Raw genomic sequence first — 23,742 nt, 5'->3', positions numbered from 1 at the left:
CCCACATGGGGCATCTGTAATCGTTGCTCTCGCCCTCAATGGCATACCTACGGGATCAGATAGAGGCGGAAGGCGATCATGGCGACCGCTCGTGTTTGGCTAGGCTCCGGAGGAGCCGCCTCCATTAAGTCTCGGCAGCCTCAAGTGGAAAGCATGCGCTTTTGATCCGCTGAACGGAGTAAATCGGATCAAGGTATGCACGTACGACCGCTTTAGCGCGCTGTGCCTACCCGGGCGGCCAGAGCCGGATCATACCACCAAACGTCCGGAAAGGCTGATCCACCATACCGAGGGAGGTCGACCGGGCGTCCGAACCGGTTCCAGCGTGCGGTACGGGCTACGAGCGAGTACCACTGCGGTACCACGTAGTTGTGGTGGAGGAGAACCCTGTCGAGCGCCCTCGTGGCTGCCACGAGTTCCTCACGATCTCCAGCAAAAATGATTCTTTCGATCAAGGCGTCGATGGCCGGGTCCTTTATACCGGCAATGTTCTGTGACCCCGGTTGATCCGCCGCGCCGGAACCCCAGTACTCCCGCTGCTCGTTGCCTGGCGAGAGACTCTGTGTCCACACATGTGTCGTAATATCAAAATCGAACGAGCGTACTCTGTTCTGGTACTGTGCAGGATCAAGCGCCCGAACGCTCAGGCCGATGCCAATCCGCTCTAGCGCCTGCCGATAGGGTAGGATCACGCGCTCGAAGCTTTGATCAGCCGTAATATACTCGGCGGTCAGCGGCTCGCCAGTAAGCCTGCTCACCATCCGCCCCCCTTTCAACTCATATCCTGCCTCTTCGAGGAGACGCATTGCTTCACGTAGATTGTCGCGGACGGCCTGGTTCGTTCCATTGATCGGATTGCGATAGGGCTCCGTAAACACCGATGCCGGCACTTTGTCGCCCAAGCTCTCCAGGATCGCGAGTTCTCGTCCCTCGGGCAGGCCTGTGGCAGCCAAGTCGGTACCGAAGAAGAACGAGTCGATACGGTCGTACAAGCCGTAGAAGAGAGTGCGATTGATATCTTCAAAATCGAAGGCGAGGTTAAATGCGCGGCGAACGCGCTCGTCTTTGAACCTGTCCTGTCGCAGATTAAATACCAGCGCTTGCATAACACCCATTGCACGGAGCGGAAACTCTTCCTTGACCACGCGGCCGTCGTGAACAGCTGGAAAGTCGTACGCAGTTGCCCACTGCCGTGCGATGTTCTCGCTGCGATAGTCGATCCGATCTGCCTTGAACGCTTCGAGGAGCACTGTCGCATCTCGAAAGTACTCATATCGAACCTCATCGAGGTTGTGCTGGCCACGGTTGACGTTGAGGCTTTCCCCCCAGTAGTCGGGAACCCGCTCGTAGGATGCCGTGCGACCCGCCTCAAAGCTCTTCAGCCGGTAAGGGCCTGATCCCAAAGGGGGCTCTAGAGTGGTCTCCCCAATATTCCGCGACTTGCCGTCAGGGCCTGTCGCTTCCCACCAGTGCTTCGGCAGTACAGGAAGTTGTCCGACGATCTGCGGCAGTTCCCGATTGCCGGTTTCATTGAAGGTGAAGGTGACCTCGCGCTCTCCTGTCTTCTCTGCCTCAGAGACGTTCTTGTAGTACAACGCGTAAAGCGGGGAGTAGGTCTTCAGCGAGTCAAGGGAGAAGATGACGTCTTCGGGTGTCACCGCTCTCCCATCGTGCCATCGGGCATGTCGATTGAGGCGATAGGTAACAGATGAGTAGTCCGCAGGGTATCGCACGGCTTCCGCCAGGAGACCATAGACCGTTCCTACCTCGTCCATCGAGCGCGTCATGAGTGTGTCATAGAGCCGGCTGATGCCCGCCTCAAGTTCGCCTTTCACCCCGGAGACGACCAGATTGAAATTGTCAAAGGTACCCTGCACCCCAAATCGTACGAGGCCGCCCTTTGGAGCATCTGGGTTAACATAATCGAAGTGGCCGAAGCCGATCTCGTACTTTGGCGTTCCCATCAGGGCAAGGCCGTGGCGCCATCCCTCCTCCTGCCCAGTGGCGGGCGATAGCCCTACATAAAGTGCAACGACAATGCATGCGGCACGGCTGATCATAGATTGTCTCTCCGGGTACTTGGCCGCCATCAAGCTGGGCTCATGCATGCTGGTCAGATTGTGACAGTAGATCTACTCGCATCTGATCTGATTAGGCGGGCTTCCGGCGCACAGTGTCGGCAGAGGGGTCTTCTACACACTGCCAAGATGACTTGCGACGAGCGCCTCATCTCTAGACTTTGCTGTTTGCCCATAGAGAGAGCCTTACAGCCCAATGAACAATTTGTAACTCTGAGGCACATTGTCCGATTGTGGGTATCCAGACCTGTTTCGGCCGTGCAGCATGGATCACTCTCCTTCCATGATGAGAAGCGCCGCTAACGCTCTAAACCGGCAAAGCCTTGAACTCGAGACGGGGCACAGAGAACCAGGTTGCAATTTGACACCTGCCGTCACGTTCACAGGGTTTATCTATCAAGGATCAGTAGCCACAATCCGGTACGCCACCGTACCTGGAGCGACACGCCACCGCTTCTGCCGCCGCCAGGTCAGGATGTCTCTGTCCTGCGAAATATCCCGTGCCTGCTGTTTCGGAGCTTAGATGGCACTTCCCTTGGTCGATACTGTACTGGATTCCCAGTTCTCTCCAGCCCCGATCACACAGGATCTCCCGCTTGCGGTCGTGAGCAAAAGCGTCCAGGTACCACCGTCAGAGACGTATAGCTCGAACACGCGGCTCGGAGGCGCCAAGCCGATTCCCGCAGGAACTTCCTTATAGTGTTCGCTAAGTGCATCGACGATTTCATCGCGTGGAGCACATGGCACTTGAGCCCAGCTTGGATGAGAGCTATGGGCGAAAGCGATTGCTGCGATACTCACGACAGGGATTCCATTCAAGAGTTTCATACCTGAACTCCACTGTTCTAAGTGGCGCGCTCGAGCCGGTGAAGCGGGCAAAGCTAGCGGTTGCGAGCCACGAGGTTCGACAGCCGTGAGGGTTAACGCGAATGAACCTCGCGCAATGGCGCTGAGGCTTTGTCCGCAGCCGGATCCGGTTGCGTGATCCAAAGTGCCGGAGCGAGCCCTCGCCGCTCGTCGTTATGAAGGCAATGTAAAACCCTCTGGGCAGTTCTCCTCCTACCTAACCGCCGTGTACTCCAGCGGACACTGTATGAGTGGTGAGCAAAATGGGCACGCGAGCATTGCGCATCCGCCCTTAACGACATCCGCCAAACAGGGGTCTGACGCTTAGTCCGATGAATTCTGCTCTCTAGCGTACGAACCCGACGAAGACGCATGTCTAGTCTAGGAACGTCTGCCACTAGGATATGTTGGCTGTCAGAAAGCCTGGTGCGCTGAAGCGCCAACGCTGCGCCGCTCTAGCCGAGACGACGCTTGGTGTCCGGCAATAAGACACGCGTCTGGGCAGATTACTTGAGGAGTTGCACATGATGAAAGGGTCTCTTGTCGCGGCATTGCTCGGCACCGGTTTGCTAAGTCCAGGCGTTGCCCTGGCTCAGACCGCCTCGGACAGGGGCGAGGGCAAGCTTACGCCGTCGGCGCTCCAGGCCCAGGTAAACATTTCGCGGGCTCAGGATAATGCCGTCCTTCCCGAACAAGCTATGCGTGTAGGACAAGTCGAGCGCCGCGACATCTATACTCCTCGTGGTGAGAGGCTTGGAAGCGTGAGGCGGATCGTTCTGAATGTGACTGATGGACGGACATTCCTCGTGCTTGAACGTGGCGGCCTTGTGGGCTTAGGTGATAAGGAGTTCCCTCTTCCAGTGGATCGCGTGTACGTTCAGGGTGGACGCCTTGTCGTTCCAGGCCTCACTGAGGCAGAGCTCGAAGCGGTGTCCGACTGGGACGTGAATGACCACAAGTATCGCGAGTTAGCAGACTCGGAGATCATCAATGTAAGGCGAAGGTAAATGTTCGTCGCTGGAAGCATGTACCATGCTTCCAGTGAGCAGGACCCACGCAACTTCGGTCCATGCCTGACCTTAGCGAACGCTATTCTGCGGCAGGTAAGCCATTCCTTGCATCTTGAGTTGCTGGCCTCCGTGCGGTGGTTGTACGTCCCTGAGCAGATCTACGCCGCCGTCCGGGCCGAGCAGTTCTGTTTCGCATCGTTACCCTTGCCGTTGTATAAAGGCCAAGGCACAGTGATTATACTTCGTTCGATGAGAAGGCCGAGAATGTTAGTATCACTCTCTTTACAGGTGAAACTCCGCCATTATGACGTCAGTTGGGATTGGCTAGAGGAGCAGTGCAGTTCGAGGACGGAGAGCTGATCTTGTGAAACTGGATCAGCTTTTGTTTTCGTTCAGGCGCGGCGAGATCTCTCTAGTTGTAAGCTCGCCGCCGGAGAGCGTCGGCGCGAGCGCGTACGTTCCTACATGCCTGCTCCCGCCGAGAAGGCCAAATGCGCGGGGCTTTGTTCGATCGCATAGCATCCCGGAAGTTGAGCCTGACTAGGCGGGACTTCCTGAGATACGATCTATGGGCAGGGCCGGATTGTATTCCGGCGCGCGCTTGATTTCATCACGCGCTTGAGAGGTTTGCACAGTTTCGTCGGTCCAGGAGATGTCATCGATCCATTCTGTCGTGACGAGAACCATCTTGCCGGACCACCAATTTTTTGTGTCCACGATCAAATACCGTATCAACCAGTTGCTCCCATCGACCAGAAGGTCTTCGACGTGCCCGATATCGCCGTCCGCCGCACGAACATAGTATCCGGTCACCTCTTTGGCGCTGCGAAGATGAGGATCGCCACTCGGCTGCTCGTGACCGCGGCTCCCGCCGTGGGTGCCGTCCACGGGAACAGGACCCACGGCGGGTGCGCCTGGCGCCGCCGGGATGGGGGCTACAGGGAACACGGGAAAAGCAGTTGTCGACGCGTAGGCCATGCCGTGGGCTGCCCAGTAGGGCGTCCACCCGTAGGACTCATAGATTGACGTCTCCATCTGACGAGAAACCGGCAAATCGACACCGCTTCCTGGGCTGCTCTCTACCTGCTCTTTTGTCAAATCGACGACGATTGAGGTCGCGCCGGGTTTGGAGGGAGCCACGTGAGAGGCTGGAAGCAACACCTTACGGCCAAAAAGCCATGATCCGGTGCTTACGACCAGCCAGCGAGCTCGCCAGGTGTCGTCCTCGAACAAGAGGTCATTGATGTTGCCGATCTCACCGTCCCGAGCGGCGATCGACAAGTTCTTGAGACTTGATGTTCTGAGAAGCATGTTCTGACCTTCTGACCTCTAGTCGGTTAATCAGTCGACCTATGACGAAGTCCGTGAATACACGAGCCGTTCCTGGGAACGTAGAAAGACGTGGTACGCCAGCGGACCGTGCGGTTCGCGATCCTGTTAGTCGGTGATTGCTGATGTCTGTTGAGCGACCTCTTGCCTCAAGTTCACACGCTCGCTGCCGGATCTTCAACGCGGTCGAACACGCAGGTTGTTCTGAACATGTGTCACTCCCGACACGGAGTCGGCGATATCCTCCGCCCGGCGCTTCTCGAAGAGTGTCGAAACTGTTCCGGAGAGTGTCACCTCTTGGTCCTGGACTGAGACCTCGATGTCAGACGCGTCGACGTACCCGTCTTCAGTGAGCCGTTGGCCTACATCGTCAAGGATCCGTCCGTCCGGGCGCCGGAAGTTGCGGGGCCCGCGTCCGCTGTAATCCTGCCGGAGATCGTCATGGCTCTCCAGGCCAACAGCCCTGGTCAGGTCTTCGTAGAACGCTCCGGCGGCGCGGAAGAGCTTGTGCGCGGCCTCGCGGTCCCGCTTGCTGGACTGGCCAGCAGTGCCGCTTAGAACGGAGGTACCATATCGCGCGTTCCCGAAGTGATCTCTTGCGCTGCGCGGTGAGGTCCTGCGAGTCCGGCGCTCAGCTTCGCCCTGTTCTCGGCGAAGCGGTTCTGCGCGAGCGGCTGCCCATCTGGGACCGGGGAAGCTTCTCTCTTCATAGTAACTGCCTGGCAGCCTTGGGTCCAAGAACCATGGATCCTCTTCGCCTTCTCCGGAACGTGCATAGGCAGGACGCCGCTCAAGGTAGGCTCCCTCGTCGGCGCGGTACTCGTTCCGGAGATATCCGTTAAGACCTTCGTCGGCAGCTCGATAACCGCTGTTGGAGCTCCGGTTTCGATCGGCCATGTTGAAGTCCTCTCAATGTAAGGTCCAGTGTCACCGGGAAATTCTGCTGATCCTTCCAGGTTCCCTCAAAGCAGGCTGACGGAGATCAGCCGTAACTACGGTTGTTTGTACACCACCGGACCAAGAGCCTCCATGAGCCGAACCAAGGGCCGTATCGAAGATATTACCCGCGGCACCGGCGATCATCTTCGGCGGGCCCCAGACGATCCCTGGCGTCACTGAGGTATACTTCCATGGGTAGAATGAATCATGCGCTAAAGCTCGCCACACTGTTTCTTGGGCCTGTGGCAGTTCTAACCGCGGCTGGGAAAGGAGCCTCCGGTCAGGTACCACGCTCACCTGCGGTCGGCGGCGAAATTGCGACGCCTGTCGAAATCACAATGAACACGGTCAACAGTGACGTGCAGTGCGGTCCGCCACGGGCCCGACTGCCAGCGCGGGATCCTCTTGACTTGAGGGTTATCAATCGTTCTGAGTTCCCCATCATGTTCGTTGCGCCCCAGTTCTTCAAGGCATCGCAGCACATCGAGTCCGCCGGCTTCGTCATGGATTTGGTGAAGGGAGGATTTCTCGTTGCACCCAAGAGTACAGTGAGGGTCCTTCTGCGGACTCCGGCGCCCGGCGAGTACTACTTCTCTTGCTTCCAACCGAATAGCATACCGAACCCTGCATCGAGCGGGTTCCTGATAGTCGTGCCTGCGGCAACCTGATCGGCTCGGGCATAGCAGCTGCGTCTGCAGGTGCGAGGACGGCGCTACACGCGGAAGTCGGATCACTGGCGTACCGAGGGTGTCTCTAGTCAGGAACTGGCTGAGTGCCACGTCCATTGTTTGCCAGGAGACCGCTCTCAGGTGCGCCATGTCCAATGGAGTTTCGCAGATTTCTAGAAGACCGAGCTTCATTGCCATTGCCGCTGTGGCGGCGGTCGGCTGGATCGTAGCAATCTGGTCGATTGGGTTCAGCTCGCGTCAAGAGGCATATCTCAACGAACGTATCCAGCAGCTCGAAGCCACTCACCAGGTCGCCGTCAGCCAGCTGGAAGAACTGAGGCGCACGGCAGGAACCGCTGAAAGCCTCCAGAGCCAGATCAGCATTGCGCGCGCGGACTTGGCGAGTCTTAAACAGCAGCAGGAGAAAACCGTCCAGGCATTAGCCACTATCCGCAGTGAAGCGGAGGCAGCAGATCGGCGGCTTCAGGAGTCCCGGCAGGCTCAGGCAGACGTTCAACAGGATCTCACCGCGGCACGGGAGGAGCTAGCTGAGTTGGAGCGTCGTCGGGCGGAAATGGTAAGAGCGGTCGGCGAGATCACGGTGAGCCGGGATCGCGTCATGGCGGAAATAAACGAGGCGCGGGAGCGGTCCGCGGCCCTGCAGCAGCAACTCGCAGGATTTGCGAACCAGCTGGCGTCACGACGGAGTGAGCTGGTTGCTCTTGAGGAGCAACTGTCCGCGTTAGCCTCCCGGGACGATACTCCCCGCGAAACTGGGTCGACCCCAGTTAATGAAGGTTTGGCTAACACGGGGCAGCAGATCTATCGCTGCGATGACAACGAAAGTGGCTGGATTTGCTCTGCAGAGGAGTGAGGCATGGCTGCGGGCGATTGGCAGCCGCATTGGAGCTAGCCTTACTCTCGGTGACATAGAGCCCAACAGGCGGTTTGGATCAGGGCGTCGAGCTCAGAAGCGGCTTCGCACAAGTGACGTGGCCAATCCGTTAGTCGGATCTTAGCCGGTATGATGTGCGCCTCAACCTTGGTTTGCTGCGGCTTCTATGGCCAGACCGGACCGGTGCACGGTGGAACGAAAGGAGATCTTCCTGACCTATCGCTACGAATCCGGCTGATTGCCGACACCGACCACACCCATGGGAGCAAGGGGCGGAGTGGATCCCCAATGTACGCATTCGGGTTGAATTTGCTCCGACGGTAACGGCTCACCTAGCGCCAATTTCCATCAAACACCTGAAAGGATCGCGACAGACGCGAGGTCGATTGAACCCGCGGTCACGTCTATCCTGATATGATCCCGATGCTAAATCTAGGGGCGCTTTCATTCAGCGTACAACTTCACAAACCACGATGGGTATCTCGTCAGCAGGAGGCGCGAGCAGGTCGGCGGAGAAACTTTGGCTCAACGATTGCTCGCTTCCACATTGCTTGATTCGCACAGCTTCTCGGCGCCGTTCCGGACAATTTCACGATGTTGATGTCGTGATCACGTGTTATCCGGGTCCGTATGTTTCGGGCAGCACTGGTCCGTCAGCGTACTTTCTTCGCGCATTCGACAGGAACGTCCCCCATGCGGGTCTGTTCACTGATCAGGTGCCATTGCCGGTGCCAACTGTCGCGAACGGCCCCTTAAAGGGCTCCAACCGACAGCTTCCAACCCGAAGGGAACCAGCCGCCGCTTGAAAATGGTTGGCACTGGTTCCGGACTGGACAGTCCAATGAATCGTGCGGGGGTCAGGAATTAGGATGTCCTACCTTCTGTGAGCCGTACGAGATCGAAAGACGAAGAGGAAAGCTTACAATGCATGATATGATACTGACGACATCTGTGCTAACAGCACTGGCCTTCGGGTCCACCGCAGCGCTTGCACAGTCCCAATCTGGGACACCCGCCTCGTCATCGTCCTCTCAATCAGCGCAGCCCGCATCGAACGCGATGCCGAAAGCTATGTCTCAGGATAAAGTTCGCCAAGTCATGAAGGACGCAGGCTTCACCAACGTCCGGATTCTTGATGCTACGTACCTGGTCCAGGGCTCGACAAAGGATGGAGACCAAATCCTGGTCGTCATCAATCCTCCTGCGATGGATCGTACTGGAGCACCTGCGACAACTGGGGCCACAAGCGGGTCGCCGAGTGGATCCTCTGGATCTTCGACCGGGGGCGCCTCTACTGCACCCAAACAGTAATGGTCTTGTTCGACCACTCAGCCCACTGATCAAACGCGAGGGGCGGGATGTCACCGCCCCTCGCGTCTCAGGAGAGGTGCAAGGGGCACCCAGAGGCCACCGGACCGTATAAACATGTTCGACGTCAATTTGGCCGCAAGATCTAGGCTCCAGCATCTAAGGTGGATATCGCGTTAGCGGTACTGGGAACTTGCAAGGAGCCGCCTACGTTGGTTGCGCTGCAAACCCATCGCCATTATAGCGGTGCTGGGTGGCTGCATGCAGCACCAGCAAGGTGTCAACCTCCGCAGGATATGTGCAGGTACTCCTCCAAGCGACCCGCGAAACCAGCAACCGGGCAAGGGGCCTTCTGCGCCGAACCACTTAGGCCGCCCGACATGGGCTTGCCGGTCACTTCCTCGACACGTCCGGCGCTCACTTCCGGATCTGATTCCAGGATTCCGGGAAGTGGGCTAATATCTGTTCGACCAACGCGGAGTGTCAGTCGTGATGCCGCTGAGCGCAATTCTAATCCTGGTGGTGGTCTTGTTCATCATCGCGACTGTGCCGGTTTGGCCATATAGCCGTACATGGGGTCTCTGGCCCAGTGGTGCCCTTGGTCTGATCCTTGTGGTGCTAGTCGGCCTGTTGGTCTTGGGCTAGCCTAGCATCGACATCGGTTCTGCGGCGATGAGGAGCCATGTCGCGGTGTAGATTTCCCTGCCTGTCATGCAACGTGGCCAAATCGGCAGGAGCAGAGGAAGAGAAGAACAATCCCCTGTGATCAGATTCTAAGTACAGGAACAGAAACGGCTAGATCACGCTTGGGACTAAAGGTGCAACGTGAGCACTTAGTTTTGAGCGGATGCGTACCATGAGAGATTTGGTCAGATCTGCGCCGGATTGCTTGTGACGGGCAACGGCACTGTTGGTGTTTCCCAAGGAACTTGACCCCTGAGGCCGGCCCAGCGCTGAGACACTTGGCCAACGGATGATGTCAGGGCCTGCGCCGAGCAGTGGGGGAGAGTATGTCTCTCGCGAGTTTTACATGCTCTTCCGAGAAGTGATGAAGGGGGGCAAAGGTTGGCCCACAGGACAGGCAACGGTGCGATGCTTCTGGCGACACCAACTCCTACAGCAGGGACGCCCATTGGCTTAGCTTTGCCAATTCAGCAAGGCGCGTTAGCTGGCCTTTGAGCCGAAGGTGGCTACCCGGTAGATATACCACAGCACAGCAATGGCCAGGATCGCGTTCGTGACAGGATCGAGCCATTCGGCCACCACACGATATTGGGACTCCAGCACGTAACCTGCTCCGGCCAGGAGGGTTGTCCAGAGAACGGTGCCCAGCGTCGAGTACAACAGGAAGCGGCCGAAACTCATCTCCACCATACCAGCGGGAACTGAGATCAAGGTCCGTATCGCGGGGACCAAACGTCCCAAGAAGACTGCCTTCCCACAGTGGCGGGAGAAGAACGCTTCGGCACTGTCCAGATCCTGCGGCGTCAAAGTGAGCCATCGTCCATGGCGGGCCGCAAAGGACTTCATACGATGCATTCCGATCCACCGTCCGAGGAGATACCAGAAGGAGGTGCCGATGACCGAGCCGATGACGCCGGCCAGCACGGCGAGCATAATCTGGAGCTCCCCGCGGGCCGCCGTGAAACCAGCGAGCGGCATAATCACCTCAGACGGTATGGGCGGGAACAGGTTCTCTGCCAACATCAGCAGCGCGATGCCAATGTACCCTGTCCTTTCGATGAAGGTTGTAATCCACTCGAACATAGCATCTTCCGGTAGGGCTACCTTCGGCTCCGGGTAGCGCTCCGCCTTAGCGTAGTGTCTCATTGAACTGCGCGGGCCGCTCTTGGTTTTGAACCGTTGAACAAAGGTCTGTCCGCCACCGTACTAAAAGGATCAACCTGAACATTGCAGATCAGGAACGGGCGCCTCAGCCTACCGTTGCACCCCAACGAACGTCCCGAGGGGAAGAGAGTGTCCGCCCAAAATCTGCTAATCGCGGCTTTGGTGTTCATGGCCGGTGCCTCAGCCTTCTCAGAGCTCGAGGCGCAGAGTGGCATGGAGGAAGCCGCCGCGTACGACATCGGCAGAGCCGATGTCGAGAGAGGGCGCGCCGTCGTCGTTGGAGTCTATGCCGTTCCACCCGGCCCAGATGCAGGTCCCGGGTCGCCCGCGATAAGTCCGCAGGCGGGAGCATGCTTCCAGTGCCATGGAATGGATGGCAAAGGTGACAAGGCAGCTGTGTTCCCCCGACTGACGGATCAAACATACAAGTATCTCTTCGACTCCCTGCAGGACTACGCGTCAGGTGTGCGCCAAAACGCGGTAATGACACCCATCGCCAAGGCGCTGAATGACCAGCAGATGCGCGACGTCTCTGCCTATTACGCTGCGCAGAAGGCGGCCGATTATCCACCTGTGGATCGTGTGGATCCTCAAATCCTGCAGCACGGTGCCGCGCTTGCAGCAGTCGGAAGTGCGACACGCGGCGTTCAAGGATGCATCAACTGTCACGGCCCGGATGGTGTCGGTCTACCGCCGACCTACCCCTATTTAGCGGGCCAGTACGCGAGGTACCTGGAGGGCCAGATGCAGGCTTGGAAAACCGGACAGCGCAAGGGAGACGGCTTCGGCGTCATGGAAAACATTGCCAAGCGTTTGACGGATGACGAGATTCACGCTGTCTCTCAATACTATGCAGCAATCCGCCCGCGAACTGTCACCCCTGAGAAGGCTGAACATCAAGCATCGACGGCTCCCCTGCCCCCGACACCCAGTCCAAGTTCGGCGAGGTAAAGATGCGCCTGACCTTTCGCCCACTCATTGTCGCCGGCTTTGCTATTATGGGCTTCAGTCACATGCCGGTGCTTGCGCAAGGCAACTCGAATAGGAGCAGTGACCGTTCCGAACAAGGCAGTTCGTCGCCTGTCCAGGGAAGTGTCAATAAGGCTCAGACGGCTCAGGTGGGCGCAGGAACGACCAGCGGATCAACAACAGGCTACAGCGGTCCAAAAGACGTCACAGAGAGTGCGCCGGGACCGATCAGGGTGCCCCCTCTGCCGCGGCCTGAGCTGTGTGAACCCTACCGAAGCACACCTGCCGTTTACCAGGCGTGTCTTTGGGTCTCACTCGAAGACTGAACACAAGGAAAAGACAGTGACTGAGAAATTCTCACGTCGTGATCTCCTCAAAGTTGCCGGAGTTGCCAGTGTGGCCGTTACCGTTCCGGATCATGCGGCCGCCGAGGAGCATCCTGTTCAGGTTGCGCAGGTTGGCAGGCAGAATGCTCTGTCCTCTCCACCGCCTCGGGCGGACTTGCCGGCCGAGCGCGGTATGCTCTTCTTCTTCAACGACGAAGAAGCTCGGTTCGTCGACGCTGCTGTCGAACGCCTCATCCCCTCGGATTCCGAATGGCCGGGAGCTGCTTGGGCGGGCGTTCTCAACTTCATCGATCGCCAGCTCGCTGCCGCGTACGGTGCCGGAGCGCGGATGTACCTGAAAGGTCCGTGGGTCCCTGACGCCCCTCCCCAGCAAGGCTACCAGCTGCGCTACACTCCAGCCCAACTCTACAGGATAGGGATTGCGGAAACTCGCGCCCATGTCACTTCCAATTATAGCGGACGCGAGTTCTGGGATCTCGGGGCACCCGTGATGGACGAGGTGCTTTCCTCGCTTGAAAGCGGGGCCATTGAGCTTCCTTCTCTCCCAGCACCTGTTTTCTTCGAGACCCTGCTCGCTAACACCATCGAAGGCTTCTTCGGTGACCCGGTTTATGGTGGAAACCGGGATATGGTGGGCTGGCGGATGGTCGGATTTCCTGGCGCCTACGCGCAGTTCATCGACTTGGTCGAACTCTACAATCTTCCATACACACGCCCACCAATCAGCATTGGTGACACCGGAGCCCGACAGGCTTACCTCGACGGCCACACCCATGACGCTCAGAGGCAATAGGAGTACAACATGACGGTGCGCATGAAGCCTGTGGACGTCGCGCTCGTCGGAGGTGGCCTGACTGCTGCCATTCTGGGGAAGGAGCTTGCTGAGGCCGGTCAGACAGTCGTTGCGCTCGAACGCGGTGGAATGCGCCAGACCGTGCCGGATTTTCAATCACCGACGATGCATGACGAACTGAAGTACGACGTGCGTCACGCCTATGCTCAGGATGTTAGCGTCCAGACCATTACCTTTCGCAACTTCGTTGGCCAGCAGGCTCTGCCAATGCGCCAACTTGGATCATTCCTGCCGGGCGAGGGGGTCGGGGGCGGAGCGACGCACTGGAACGGCCAGACTTGGCGGTTTCAGCCCGAGTGGTTCGTCCTGAAAAGCTGGGCGGAGCAACGCTACGGGCGCGGTTTCCTGGATGACGATGTCACCATCCAAGATTGGGGCATCACGTACGAAGAGCTTGAACCTTATTACACCTTCTTCGAAAAGGTGATGGGGATCAGCGGAGCGCCAGGCAACATCAAGGGGCAGATTCAGGTTGGCGGAAACCCCTTCGAGGGGCCACGCAGCGAGCCTTACCCGAATCCGCCGATGAAACAGTCCCATTCCGGCTTTCTCTTCGGGCAAGCTGCGGCGCAACTGGGATACCGTCCATTTCCCGTACCATCAGCGAACGTGACGCGCCACTACACGAACCCTTTTGGGGCGGAAATCAAGCCCTGTATGTACTGCGGCTTTTGCGATCCTTTCGGCTGTGAACACTTCGCAAAGGCAAGCCCTCAGGTGTGCATCCTGCCTTTCGCTCTGGCCAACAAAAATTTTGAGATGCGCACCCACTCCTACGTCCTTCGGGTGGAATGGGACAGGCAAGCGAAGGTTGCCAGTGGGGTCACCTATGTGGACGCACAGGGTCGAGAGGTCTTCCAGCCGGCAAGCATGGTCGTGCTTTGCGCCTTCGCGCACCACAATCCCATCCTGATGCTGCAATCACGCATTGGTCAGCCGTATGATCCGGAGACCCGGACAGGAACGGTCGGGCGCAACTACACCTATCAGACCATGACCGGCGCCGAGGTTTTCTATGACGGTGAAAAGCGCATCAACCCCTTCATGGCCGCTGGAGCCCTCGGAACCGCCATCGACGACTTCAACAACGGAAGCTTCGATCACTCCGGCTTGGGCTTTATCGGCGGCGGTTACATTGCGGCCTATCAGACGACAGGCCGACCCATCTACCACCATCCGGTGCCCGAAGGGACGCCCCGGTGGGGGCTTGGGTGGAAGCAGGCGGTTCGGCAGCACTACAACAGCACGGTCTCGCTCGGGTTCCATGGATCCTCAATCCCTCATCCGAACAACTACCTCGGCGTTGATCCGACTTATACGGATGCGTTCGGCCAGCCGCTCGGGATGCTCACCTATGACTTCCCTTATAATGATCGTCTCATGGCTCGTTACATCACCGAGAAGATGGCCGGTATTGCTCAAGCGATGGGCGGCAAACAGATGAGTGTAGGATGGCTGGACGATCACTATAGTATCGTACCCTACCAGACGACGCACAACACAGGCGGCGCCATCATGGGCACCGATCCGAAGACGAGCGTCGTGAACCGCTACTTGCAGTCTTGGGATTTGCATAACCTGTGGGTCATGGGCTCGTCCGTCTTTCCACAGAACGCGGGCTACAACCCCACGGACACTGTTGGCGCCCTCGCCTACTGGGCGGCGGATGCCATGATCAAGCAGTACCTGAAAAACCCTGGCCCTCTGGTGCAGCCATGATCCGCGCAGTCCAAATCGGTGCGGCCGTGATCGCGGGCGCCGTCATTACCTCCGCCGCGCTCTCACAATCCCTGCTCGGCCTGAGCGATCAGCGCGAGCGCAACCACGAAGCCGATCCCAATCGTGGCAGGTTTATCATCATCGGGGGCATGTTTGCGGAACAGAGAATCGGGTGTGTCCAATGCCACGGAGTCGACGGGGCAGGCAACTCGAGCGGAGCCTTTCCGCGCCTGACCGACCAAGCCGGCTGGTACCTCTATAAGTCCTTGCGGGATTATGCATCGGGCCTTCGCCCAAGTGACATCATGGCGCCGATCGCCCGGACGCTCACGCCGCAGCAGATGGAGGATGTCGCAGCCTATTACGCCAGCATCAAGGACGCGCCATACCCGGCCGAGCCGCGTGCGGACGTCCAGGTCCGGCAGATCGGCGGTGCCATTGCGGCCATTGGCATACCGTCACAGGGTGTGCCCGCCTGCGATGGGTGTCATGGCCCGAGCGGCATCGGCCAAGCCCCTATCTATCCGTTTCTGGGTGGCCAGTTCGCTCCCTATCTGCAGCATCAATTGATGCTCTGGAAGCAAGGCCGGCGGGACGGCGACCCCATGAACATTATGGAGATGATCGCCAAGGCCATGACGGACGAGCAGATTCGAGCGGTTTCGCTCTACTATGCCTCCGTACGACCGAGGGAGGTGATCCCTCAGGACGCCCGCTATGCTCCCGAAGGGGGACGATCTCCGGCAGTGCAGCCCAGGCAATCGCCCGGGCAAAATCCGACTGATGTCGGTGCTGTGCAAAGGCCCGAACCGGGACGTGGCTCCGTCGTGGTTCCAGGCATGGAGCCCGCCGGGCCTCCGGCTCCGGCAATAGAACCGCCTCTGGGTCTCCCGCGGCGTCCGCTCCCTCCCAACGCTTTGCCGCCCTATCTCTCGCCCCCTGTCGATGAAAGGCCACGTGGCACCACGACCACCACGGGGGCCCCCTCCCGCAACCAGCCGTAGGAGCAGATGGATGCTCCTATGGCAGCGGAACGGCCCGGGTCAAATGCGCAGGATAGTGTCGGCCGCGCTCTTCATGATGCTCGCCGGCTGCAATGATGACGGTTCCGCTCAGAAGGCCAGCCAGCCACTCGATGAGTTGAGGATCACGCGTGTAGCTGGCGGCGAGCCCGAGAGGGGGCGCCGCATCATCGCAGCCTATGAATGCGGTGTCTGTCACGTCATTCCTGGCGTCCAAGGCGCACATGGAATCGTAGGGCCGCCGCTGACAGGTTTCGGCAGGCGCCAATTCATCGGCGGCGTCGTTCCCAACGAACCGTCTTTGCTTGTGCGATGGGTGCAGGACGCGCCGTCCATTGCCCCGCACACGGGAATGCCGGATCTCGGCCTGTCCGATGAGGAAGCCCGCCACGTGGCTGCCTACCTCTATACGTTGCGGTGACGGATATGAGACACCATCGATTCCTAACCGCTGTCCTCTCATACTTGTTCGCTGGCGTTCTCGGCACGACCGGAGCCTCGGCCCAGCCTGCTGGCATCGTTGATAGAGCGCTGATGTGGATCCAATCCACGATGGTGACATACGGGCCTCACGCCGCGATCATCGAGACCTTGAGTTGGGTGATGATCATCGGCGCGGCCTTGATTTTCCTGTTGGTTATGGGGCTGGCCACACTTGCCATCCTTGCTCCGGCCAGGATGCGAGGCTGGATGACGGGTCGAAAGTTTATCATCGGCCTCGGCATCATCTTTCCTGTCGTGACATTGACAGCTCTGCTCACCTGGGGGCTATCCATATCCAGAGTGCTTGTGACGGGCGAGCCGGCTGTTCTGCGCGTAGAGGTGATCGGTGAGCGCTGGTGGTGGCGCGTACATTACGTGGACGCCGAGGGAGCGGTTCGGCTCGTCAGCGCAAATGAGATCAAGGTGCCGACGGGTCGGCCCATCGAGTTCGTTCTCAAGACCCAGGATGTAATCCACTCTTTTTGGGTGCCCAGTCTTGCCGGCAAGCTCGACATGATCCCTGGGCGCGTGAATGTCACCCGCTTTTCCGCTGAGCGCCCCGGCATCTATCGGGGACAGTGCGCCGAGTATTGCGGTGCGCAGCACGCTTTGATGGCCTTCTACGTGATTGCGCTGCCGCCGGACGAGTTCGAGGCTTGGTACGCTCGGGAGGCAATCCCTCCTGCGGAACCTGTCATTCCACTCCTCGTACGGGGCAAAACGCTCTTCCTGGAAAATGGCTGCGGTGCCTGCCATACCATTCGGGGCACGTCGGCCGCCGGACTGGTCGGGCCTGATTTGACGTACGTGGGTGGGCGCCGCTCAATCGCTGCCGGGACATATCCCACCAATATCGGGACATTGGCCGGCTGGGTCTCATCGTCCCAGCATCTGAAGCCGGACAACCTCATGCCTTCGTTCGGCAATCTGCAAGGCGAGGAGCTGCGTGCCATCGCGGCCTATCTGGAGAGCCTCAAGTGAGCGATGCAACCTTCCAAGGCGGAATTGCGGACACCCGCGTCAGGCAGGAAGGCGGACCGGTCCGGCTGCCCAATCCCGCTCCTCGCCCGAGAGGCGAACTTGAGGAACTCAAGCGAGTTTGGGAGCAGCCCAAGGGCATCCACTTTATCTCCGCCGTGAACAACAACTATGTTGGTGTCTGGTATGTGGGCACGGCGTTCCTGTTCTTCGTTCTAGCCGGCATCTTGGCCCTGATCATGCGGACCCAGCTGGCACAGCCGGAGCTCCGGCTCGTTGGGCACGAGCTGTACAACCAGCTTTTCACCATGCACGGCACGATCATGATGTTTCTTTTCGCCGTGCCGATGGTCGAGGCTCTAAGTGTCTTTCTCCTCCCCAACATGCAGGCCGCCCGCGACCTGCCGTTCCCGCGGCTCTCGGCCTATGCCTTCTGGGCCTACTTCTTTGGCGGGCTTGCGTTTTTCACGAGCCTGTTCTTCGGCCTCGCGCCGAATGGCGGTTGGTTCATGTACCCACCGCTCACGAGCTATATCTACTCGCCAGGCATCAACGCCGATTTCTGGCTCCTTGGTATCGGCTTCATCGAGATATCGGCTATTGCGGGTGCGATCGAGATCATCGTCGGCGTCTTAAAAACCCGAGCCCCGGGCCAAAGCCTCGATAAGCTGCCGGTCTATTCGTGGGCGATGCTCGTCTTCGCCCTGATGGTGATCGTCGCGTTTCCGGCAATCATAGCGGCCACGTTGCTTCTGGAGCTCGAGCGCGCCTTCCACTGGCCGTTCTTTATCGCCGAGAAAGGCGGCGATCCTCTGCTATGGCAGCACCTGTTCTGGTTCTTCGGTCATCCAGAGGTCTATGTCATCTTCCTTCCTGCCGCCGGAATGGTTTCCATGATCGTGCCCACTATGGCGCAGACGCCGCTCGCCGGTTACCGCCTGGTGGTGCTTGCGGTGATCGGCACAGGGTTTCTCAGCTTCGGCCTTTGGGTCCACCACATGTTCACGACGGGGCTGCCGCAGCTCTCCTTGAGCTTCTTCTCGGCGGCTAGCATGGCGGTCTCGATACCGACTGGAATCCAGGTCTTCGCTTGGATCGCGACGATTGCGTCCGGCAAGCTGCAGAACAAGACGCCGACCTACTTCATCCTCGGGTTCCTGTTCATCTTCGTCCTCGGCGGGCTGACAGGCGTTATGGTCGCGATGGTGCCGTTCGACTGGCAGGCTCACGATACCTATTTCATCGTCGCCCATTTCCACTATGTCCTGATCGGCGGCATGGTGTTTCCCATGTTCGCCGCCTTCTATTATTGGGCACCGACTGCCTCTCAGCGGCCCCTGTCGGAGACCCTCGGGAAATGGGCGTTCTGGCTCATCTTCATCGGTGTGAACGTGACCTTCTTCACCATGCACATCACTGGTCTTATGGGCATGCCCAGACGCACCTACACCTATCTCGCCGAAATGGGGTGGGGCACGTTCAACCTGATCTCGACGCTTGGCGCCTACATGATCGGCGCAGGCGTGCTGATCTTTCTCATCGACTTGGCGAAGAACTTCCGTCCCTATCAAGGCGATCTGGGGAACGTCTGGAATGCCGGTACGTTGGAATGGCTCCCAAGTGGCAACTATCAGACACGTTCTATCCCCATCATCACCAGTCGTGAACCATTGTGGGATCAGCCCAGCTTGGCTAACCATGTTGAAGCAGGCCGGTATTACCTTCCGGGGGCACCGACACGCGGGCGCGAGACAATCGTCACCAGTCCCATCGATGCGAGGGCACAATACGTGCTGCAGATCCCGGGACCGAGCTGGCGCACGGTCTTCGCGGCCTTTTTTACCGCATCGTTTTTCATCGGTCTGACGATCAAGCTCTACATTCCTGCCTTCATCTGCGGGATTCTTGCCGTCGTCTGCGTCATCTGGTGGCTGTGGGACACCGATCCAGGTCCTGCTGAAGTTGGTGACGTTGATATTGGCGGCGGGCTGAGGCTACCGACCTATGTCACGGGATCGATGAACCATTCCTGGTGGGCGATGATTATCCTGATGATGGTGACGGGAATGGTCTTCAGCTGTATTGTCTTTTCCTATCTCTTTCTCTGGACCGTCAACCCGCGCATCTGGCCGACGTCGGCAGCCGCGCTGCCTTCCATTTGGTGGCCCGTGGGTGCGGGGGCGCTTCTTGTGGCAAGCAGCCTTCTCGTCTGGCTTGCAGGAAGGAGGCTCTCGCAAGTGCCCGAGCGGAGCGCTTGGTTAACCCGTATCGCCCTCTTAGTAGCTATACCCTTGCTAATCGGGAGTGTTGCACTCGAGGTTTTCGGACAGCTTGAGACGGGTCTGCGCCCCTCCGAGTCGGGCTATGGTGCAGTCGTCTACAGTCTGGCTTCTTACCAAGGTTTCGTCGTTGCGGTTTTGGCGATCATGGGGCTTTACACCGTTGTCCGTTCATTAGCCGGCCGGCTGAATCGGGTGCGACGGTCGACCTTCGACAATACGCAGCTGTTCTGGCACTACGGTGTCGCGCAGGGCCTCGTTGCCCTTCTCATCGTCCACGCCTTCCCGAGACTCCTGGGGTAAGATCGATGGGTGACACCGACTTCATCCGAAAATCGCTATTCATGATCGGGGGGCTCCTTATCTGGGGCGCCCACTTCGGTCTCGTCTACGCCTTCAATTCACTGGCTTGTGCTCGGCACTTTGCAGGCGAGAGCTACTTAGGATTTGGCATCGTTCCACTGGTGGTCGTCGGGACTACAGTCGTTGCGCTGGCCGGCGTGCTTGTCGTTCTCCTTCTCGCGCTCTGGAGGCGGGGACCAGCCCGTGCGTCGCGAGACCGGAAACCCGTTAACGACTTCATGCGGTACACCACAATGACAATCGCTGCTCTCTCCTTCGTTGCCGTCGCCTGGAACGGTCTGCCCGCTTTCATGATCCCACCTTGCGGATGAATCGATGATGAGGCCGCTTGTATCAGCTGTCCTGATGATCTTTCTCTCCATTCCGGCCTTCGCGCATGAAAGCGCGCAGCCGATAGAGCCTAGTAACGTATGGCACCACTGGTCGGCGGAGCCGTGGGTCCTGGTCTCATTGCCGCTGGCCTTTGTGCTCTATGGGGTTGGAGTCAGGAATCTCTGGCGCCATGCCGGGCTAGGTCGCGGCATCTCCATTGCCCGTGTGGCGTCCTATGCAGGTGGAGGGGCAATCCTCATTGTAGCCTTGGTCTCACCTCTAGATTCACTGAGCGGAACCTTGCTGGCGGCGCACATGGTCCAGCACGTCCTGCTCATCGGGGTGGCGCCCCCTCTCCTGCTGGCCGGCTTGCCAGGAGGGGCCCTGCCATGGTTCCTACCAAAGACGACACGGCGCGCCCTGGGACGAAGTTCTGGCGTTCGTGTCTTCGCCGAGTGGACCGCATTCCTGATCCGCCCGCTTCCCGCCTGCGCTCTCCATGGTGCCGCACTGTGGCTGTGGCATGCTCCAGCGCCCTTCGAAGCTGCATTGCGGAATGAAGCCGTCCATGCGTTCGAGCACGTCACCTTCTTTGCAACCGCAATGCTGTTCTGGCATAGCCTCGCTGCAAGCCTGCGGAGCACCGCTACCGTGCCGGCTGGTATTGCAGCAGGCTTCCTGACGCTTGTTTACGGCGGGTTCCTGGGCGCCCTCATCACCTTCTCACCTACCTTGCTTTATCCCTGGTACCAGCGGGGACCGGAACAATGGGGGCTTGATCCCCTTGCTGATCAGCAACTCGCTGGCTTAATCATGTGGGTGCCGGCTAGCTTCATCTATCTCCTCGCATGTCTAGCTTTAGCCGCACGGCTCCTGATCTCATCAGGACGGTATCGTTTTCCGGCGCACCAATCCTCCTGAAGCCCCAACGGCACGATCCGCAGCCGCCTGCCGTTGGTTCATCAGCGTACTGACTGGATAGGTGAGGCAGGTTGCTCCACCGGAACGCCCGTTGTTGCTGCCGGTTCTGCCTGCAGGCGCTTCATGAAGCAACAGATCCGTGGACTACACTTGCCGTGTAAACCTCGGATCAGTGACCTTGTGCTCTCGACTATCGGGAGACAGTCGGGAGTGCCATCCAGTCATTGTCGCTTCCGAAGATTATGACCAAACCAGTCCAGGTTAGAAGTGATGGCGACCATGAACAAACTTGTCTACGTAAGTCTCATCCTAGGTGTCAGCCCTGTTTTGGCTCAGCAGCCATCGTCCACGCCGCTGAGTGCAAGGGCTGTCTTCATGGACCAGAAGGGGCAATCTATTGGAACGGCAACTCTGATCGAGACTCCTAACGGCGTACTGATCAGGGCAGAGGCCGCGAATCTTCCATCTGGCCTTCACGGGTTCCATATCCACGAAGTGGGGCGCTGCGATGGGCAAGCCGGCTTCGAGTCCGCGGGCGGCCACTACAATCCGACGGGATCACAGCACGGCTACTGGCAGCAGGCTGGGCCACACGCCGGCGATATGCCGAACCAGACCGTGGAAGATGACGGCAAGCTGCTTGCTGAAGTTTTCAATCCCAACGTAAGCTTCAATGGCCAAGCGCCCCTATTCGATCAAGATGGATCCGCTCTCGTGATCCATGCTATGGCCGACGATTACCGCAGTCAGCCCTCAGGGGCGGCTGGTGACCGGATCGCGTGCGGCGTAATCCAGCGCGACCGATAGGAGCATGTAGGAAGCTCTGGCTTCGTTGAGGAGGTGCGCCTCCTAAGGGGCTGGCGCGTTAGGCTCTCTGGCCCGCTGCCCGGCATTCTACCGAGATCCCGGGTGCTTTCGTTCTATGCCTCAAGGCTCCTGACGCAGAAGTGCCGATCTGGAGGTCCACAGGATCATCAGACTACGGGTTCGGCTCACCGCGGCGTGAAGTCCGCGGTGAGCCTCTGCACGGGCGCTAAGCCGCAGGAACTTGGAGCGCGACGAAGCGGGTACCACCGCTTGCCTCGACAAGGAACAACACGCTCTTCTTGCCATCTTTGCGGCTTGCCTCAAGTGCAGCCTTCACATCAGCCGGCGTCTGTACCGGTTGCCCCGCGACCTCTTTGATCACGTCGCCAGTGCTGAAGCCCTTCTCAGCTGCCGGACTTCCAGGCTCTACGCCGACAACCGCGACACCCGTCTTGTTGTTACCCGCTGGGGCGAGGTTCAGCCCGAGCTTGCCCATTTCGGTGCCTTGCTGTGGGTCCGCCGCAGCCGCGGAGGTGCCGGACATCTTGGCGATCGTGACGGGGATTTCCTGCCGTTTGCCATCACGCCAAACCTGCAGGGTAGCAGTGGAGCCGGCGTTCAGTGAGGCGATCATCCGCGACAGGTCCCGCGCATCCTCCACAGGTTTGCCGTTCACCGAGATGATGACGTCGCCCGTCTTGATGCCGGCCTTCGCTGCGGGTCCGCCATCCTCGACCCGGGCAACGATAGCACCCTCACTCCTGTCGAGCCCAACGCTCGCTGCAATATCCTTTGTTACGGGCTGGATCTGAACTCCAACGTAACCCCGCTCGACGGCGCCCTTCTCGCGGAGCTGGGTCACCACGTTGCGAACGGTCTCGGACGGGATCGCGAACGCGATGCCGACGTTGCCGCCGGACGGCGAGGCAATCGCGGTGTTCACGCCGACCACCTGACCCTTCTGGTTGAAGGTCGGCCCACCGGAGTTGCCGCGGTTCACCGGCGCGTCGATCTGGAGGAAATCGTCATAGGGGCCAGCGCCGATGTCGCGGGCACGCGCCGAGACGATGCCCGCTGTCACAGTGCCGCCGAGGCCGAAGGGATTGCCGACGGCAAGGACCCAGTCACCCACGCGCGGGACTTCCGGCGCGAGCTCGACGAACTTGAACGGTCCGCCTTCCTCGACCTTGAGCAGGGCGAGATCGGTCTTCGGGTCGGTACCGACGACCTTGGCCGGGAGGGTGCGGCCGTCATCCATGAGCACCTCGACCTCGGAGCTCTTGTCGATCACGTGGTTGTTGGTCACGAGATAGCCATCGGCCGAGATGAAGAAGCCAGATCCCTGGGAGATGCCCTGGCGCGGGCCCGGCCGTCCGAAGCGGGGCGCCTCACTGTCCCGACCTCCCTCACCGCGGAAGCGTTTAAAGAACTCCTGGAAGGGATGATCGTCGGGGAGGCCGAAGTCCGGAAGATTGAAGTTGGGGCTGGTCTGCCGGTCGCCACTGACCTGTGCTTGCTTGGCGTCGCCGGCTTTCGCCCGGACTGATACAACGGCAGGCTTCACCCGCTCGACCACATCGGCGAATGAGGGCACAGTCGATTGCGGAGCGACAATGGTCTGCGGCGCCTGAGCGAAGGCAGGAAGCGCAACCCCTCCAGCGGTAGTGACAAGAGCGGCAAGTGCAACGGCTCCAAGAAGAGCAGATCTTGCCTTCGGGGTCCGTCGCGTGCGATGCGGCCCCGGAGAAGAAAGAAGATAGTGTCTCAT

20 protein-coding genes are annotated in these 23,742 nt (G+C 59.2%); 14 read left to right on the top strand and 6 right to left on the bottom strand.

The features are described 5' to 3' along the window. Nucleotides 1-212: 212 nt before the first annotated feature. The gene (locus JQC81_RS03575; protein ID WP_203270342.1) at nucleotides 213-2,060 is read right to left on the bottom strand and encodes an extracellular solute-binding protein; all 1,848 of its coding nucleotides are present in this window, start codon (nucleotides 2,058-2,060) and stop codon (nucleotides 213-215) included. Between the two features lie 1,388 nt (nucleotides 2,061-3,448). Here JQC81_RS03575 and JQC81_RS03570 point away from each other — a divergent pair. After that, nucleotides 3,449-3,931: a PRC-barrel domain-containing protein gene (locus JQC81_RS03570; RefSeq protein WP_203270341.1), complete on the top strand. Its 483-nt coding sequence runs from the start codon at nucleotides 3,449-3,451 to the stop codon at nucleotides 3,929-3,931. 543 nt (nucleotides 3,932-4,474) lie between these two features. On the opposite strand, the gene JQC81_RS03565 is transcribed toward JQC81_RS03570, so the two are convergent. Together JQC81_RS03565 and JQC81_RS32920 are read right to left on the bottom strand one after the other, a co-directional pair. After that, on the bottom strand, nucleotides 4,475-5,245 hold the full coding sequence (locus JQC81_RS03565; RefSeq protein ID WP_203270340.1) for a PRC-barrel domain-containing protein: 771 nt from the start codon (nucleotides 5,243-5,245) through the stop codon (nucleotides 4,475-4,477). Between the two features lie 195 nt (nucleotides 5,246-5,440). Next, nucleotides 5,441-5,641 (bottom strand): BON domain-containing protein, encoded by a 201-nt coding sequence (locus tag JQC81_RS32920; protein ID WP_312887467.1) that lies wholly within the window; start codon nucleotides 5,639-5,641, stop codon nucleotides 5,441-5,443. On the opposite strand from JQC81_RS32920, the gene JQC81_RS32915 reads away from it, so the two are divergent. The 3 genes from JQC81_RS32915 to JQC81_RS03550 all read left to right on the top strand — a co-directional run bounded on the left by JQC81_RS32915 (nucleotide 5,621) and on the right by JQC81_RS03550 (nucleotide 9,718). Further along, on the top strand, nucleotides 5,621-5,821 hold the full coding sequence (locus tag JQC81_RS32915) for a hypothetical protein (protein WP_246520218.1): 201 nt from the start codon (nucleotides 5,621-5,623) through the stop codon (nucleotides 5,819-5,821). The genes JQC81_RS32920 and JQC81_RS32915 overlap by 21 nt on opposite strands. 1,197 nt (nucleotides 5,822-7,018) lie before the next feature. After that, a complete protein-coding gene (locus JQC81_RS03555; protein ID WP_203270338.1) occupies nucleotides 7,019-7,744 on the top strand; it encodes a hypothetical protein in 726 nt (241 codons plus the stop codon). Between the two features lie 1,821 nt (nucleotides 7,745-9,565). Beyond that, a complete protein-coding gene (locus JQC81_RS03550) occupies nucleotides 9,566-9,718 on the top strand; it encodes a DUF3309 family protein (protein ID WP_203270395.1) in 153 nt (50 codons plus the stop codon). A 519-nt stretch (nucleotides 9,719-10,237) separates the two neighbouring features. Here JQC81_RS03550 and JQC81_RS03545 read toward each other — a convergent pair. Both JQC81_RS03545 and JQC81_RS03540 read right to left on the bottom strand, forming a co-directional pair. Beyond that, nucleotides 10,238-10,840, bottom strand: coding sequence for a DedA family protein (locus JQC81_RS03545; protein ID WP_203270337.1), 603 nt, complete (start codon nucleotides 10,838-10,840; stop codon nucleotides 10,238-10,240). A 270-nt stretch (nucleotides 10,841-11,110) separates the two neighbouring features. Next, entirely contained in the window at nucleotides 11,111-11,287 is a 177-nt protein-coding gene (locus tag JQC81_RS03540) for a hypothetical protein (RefSeq protein WP_203270336.1), read from the bottom strand. Between the two features lie 3 nt (nucleotides 11,288-11,290). Here JQC81_RS03540 and JQC81_RS03535 point away from each other — a divergent pair, with 3 nt between their 5' ends. From JQC81_RS03535 to JQC81_RS03490, 10 genes are all read left to right on the top strand, one after another. After that, nucleotides 11,291-11,872, top strand: a complete 582-nt coding sequence (locus JQC81_RS03535) for a c-type cytochrome (protein ID WP_203270335.1) — start codon at nucleotides 11,291-11,293, stop codon at nucleotides 11,870-11,872. 360 nt (nucleotides 11,873-12,232) lie between these two features. Continuing rightward, nucleotides 12,233-13,030, top strand: coding sequence for a gluconate 2-dehydrogenase subunit 3 family protein (locus JQC81_RS03530; RefSeq protein WP_203270334.1), 798 nt, complete (start codon nucleotides 12,233-12,235; stop codon nucleotides 13,028-13,030). Nucleotides 13,031-13,039: 9 nt separating this feature from the next. Next, the gene (locus JQC81_RS03525) at nucleotides 13,040-14,809 is read left to right on the top strand and encodes a GMC family oxidoreductase (protein WP_203270333.1); all 1,770 of its coding nucleotides are present in this window, start codon (nucleotides 13,040-13,042) and stop codon (nucleotides 14,807-14,809) included. Further along, nucleotides 14,806-15,813, top strand: a complete 1,008-nt coding sequence (locus JQC81_RS03520) for a c-type cytochrome (protein ID WP_203270332.1) — start codon at nucleotides 14,806-14,808, stop codon at nucleotides 15,811-15,813. The genes JQC81_RS03525 and JQC81_RS03520 overlap by 4 nt, the downstream gene beginning before the upstream one ends. A 10-nt stretch (nucleotides 15,814-15,823) precedes the next feature. Beyond that, nucleotides 15,824-16,252: a c-type cytochrome gene (locus JQC81_RS03515; RefSeq protein ID WP_203270331.1), complete on the top strand. Its 429-nt coding sequence runs from the start codon at nucleotides 15,824-15,826 to the stop codon at nucleotides 16,250-16,252. A 113-nt stretch (nucleotides 16,253-16,365) separates the two neighbouring features. Continuing rightward, a complete protein-coding gene (coxB, locus tag JQC81_RS03510; RefSeq protein ID WP_203270330.1) occupies nucleotides 16,366-17,295 on the top strand; it encodes a cytochrome c oxidase subunit II in 930 nt (309 codons plus the stop codon). Between the two features lie 23 nt (nucleotides 17,296-17,318). Continuing rightward, nucleotides 17,319-19,874, top strand: coding sequence for a cytochrome c oxidase subunit I (gene ctaD, locus JQC81_RS03505; protein ID WP_203270394.1), 2,556 nt, complete (start codon nucleotides 17,319-17,321; stop codon nucleotides 19,872-19,874). Between the two features lie 5 nt (nucleotides 19,875-19,879). After that, entirely contained in the window at nucleotides 19,880-20,245 is a 366-nt protein-coding gene (locus JQC81_RS03500; RefSeq protein WP_203270329.1) for a hypothetical protein, read from the top strand. Nucleotides 20,246-20,249: 4 nt separating this feature from the next. After that, the gene (locus JQC81_RS03495; RefSeq protein ID WP_203270328.1) at nucleotides 20,250-21,167 is read left to right on the top strand and encodes a cytochrome c oxidase assembly protein; all 918 of its coding nucleotides are present in this window, start codon (nucleotides 20,250-20,252) and stop codon (nucleotides 21,165-21,167) included. A gap of 279 nt (nucleotides 21,168-21,446) precedes the next feature. Then, a complete protein-coding gene (locus JQC81_RS03490; RefSeq protein WP_203270327.1) occupies nucleotides 21,447-21,974 on the top strand; it encodes a superoxide dismutase family protein in 528 nt (175 codons plus the stop codon). 226 nt (nucleotides 21,975-22,200) lie between these two features. On the opposite strand, the gene JQC81_RS03485 is transcribed toward JQC81_RS03490, so the two are convergent. After that, entirely contained in the window at nucleotides 22,201-23,742 is a 1,542-nt protein-coding gene (locus tag JQC81_RS03485; RefSeq protein ID WP_203270326.1) for a Do family serine endopeptidase, read from the bottom strand.

The organism is Microvirga arabica, from assembly GCF_016811235.1.
Classification (GTDB): domain Bacteria; phylum Pseudomonadota; class Alphaproteobacteria; order Rhizobiales; family Beijerinckiaceae; genus Microvirga; species Microvirga arabica.
Note: the sequence above shows the minus strand (reverse complement) of the source record. Positions and strands in the feature narration are given on the sequence as shown.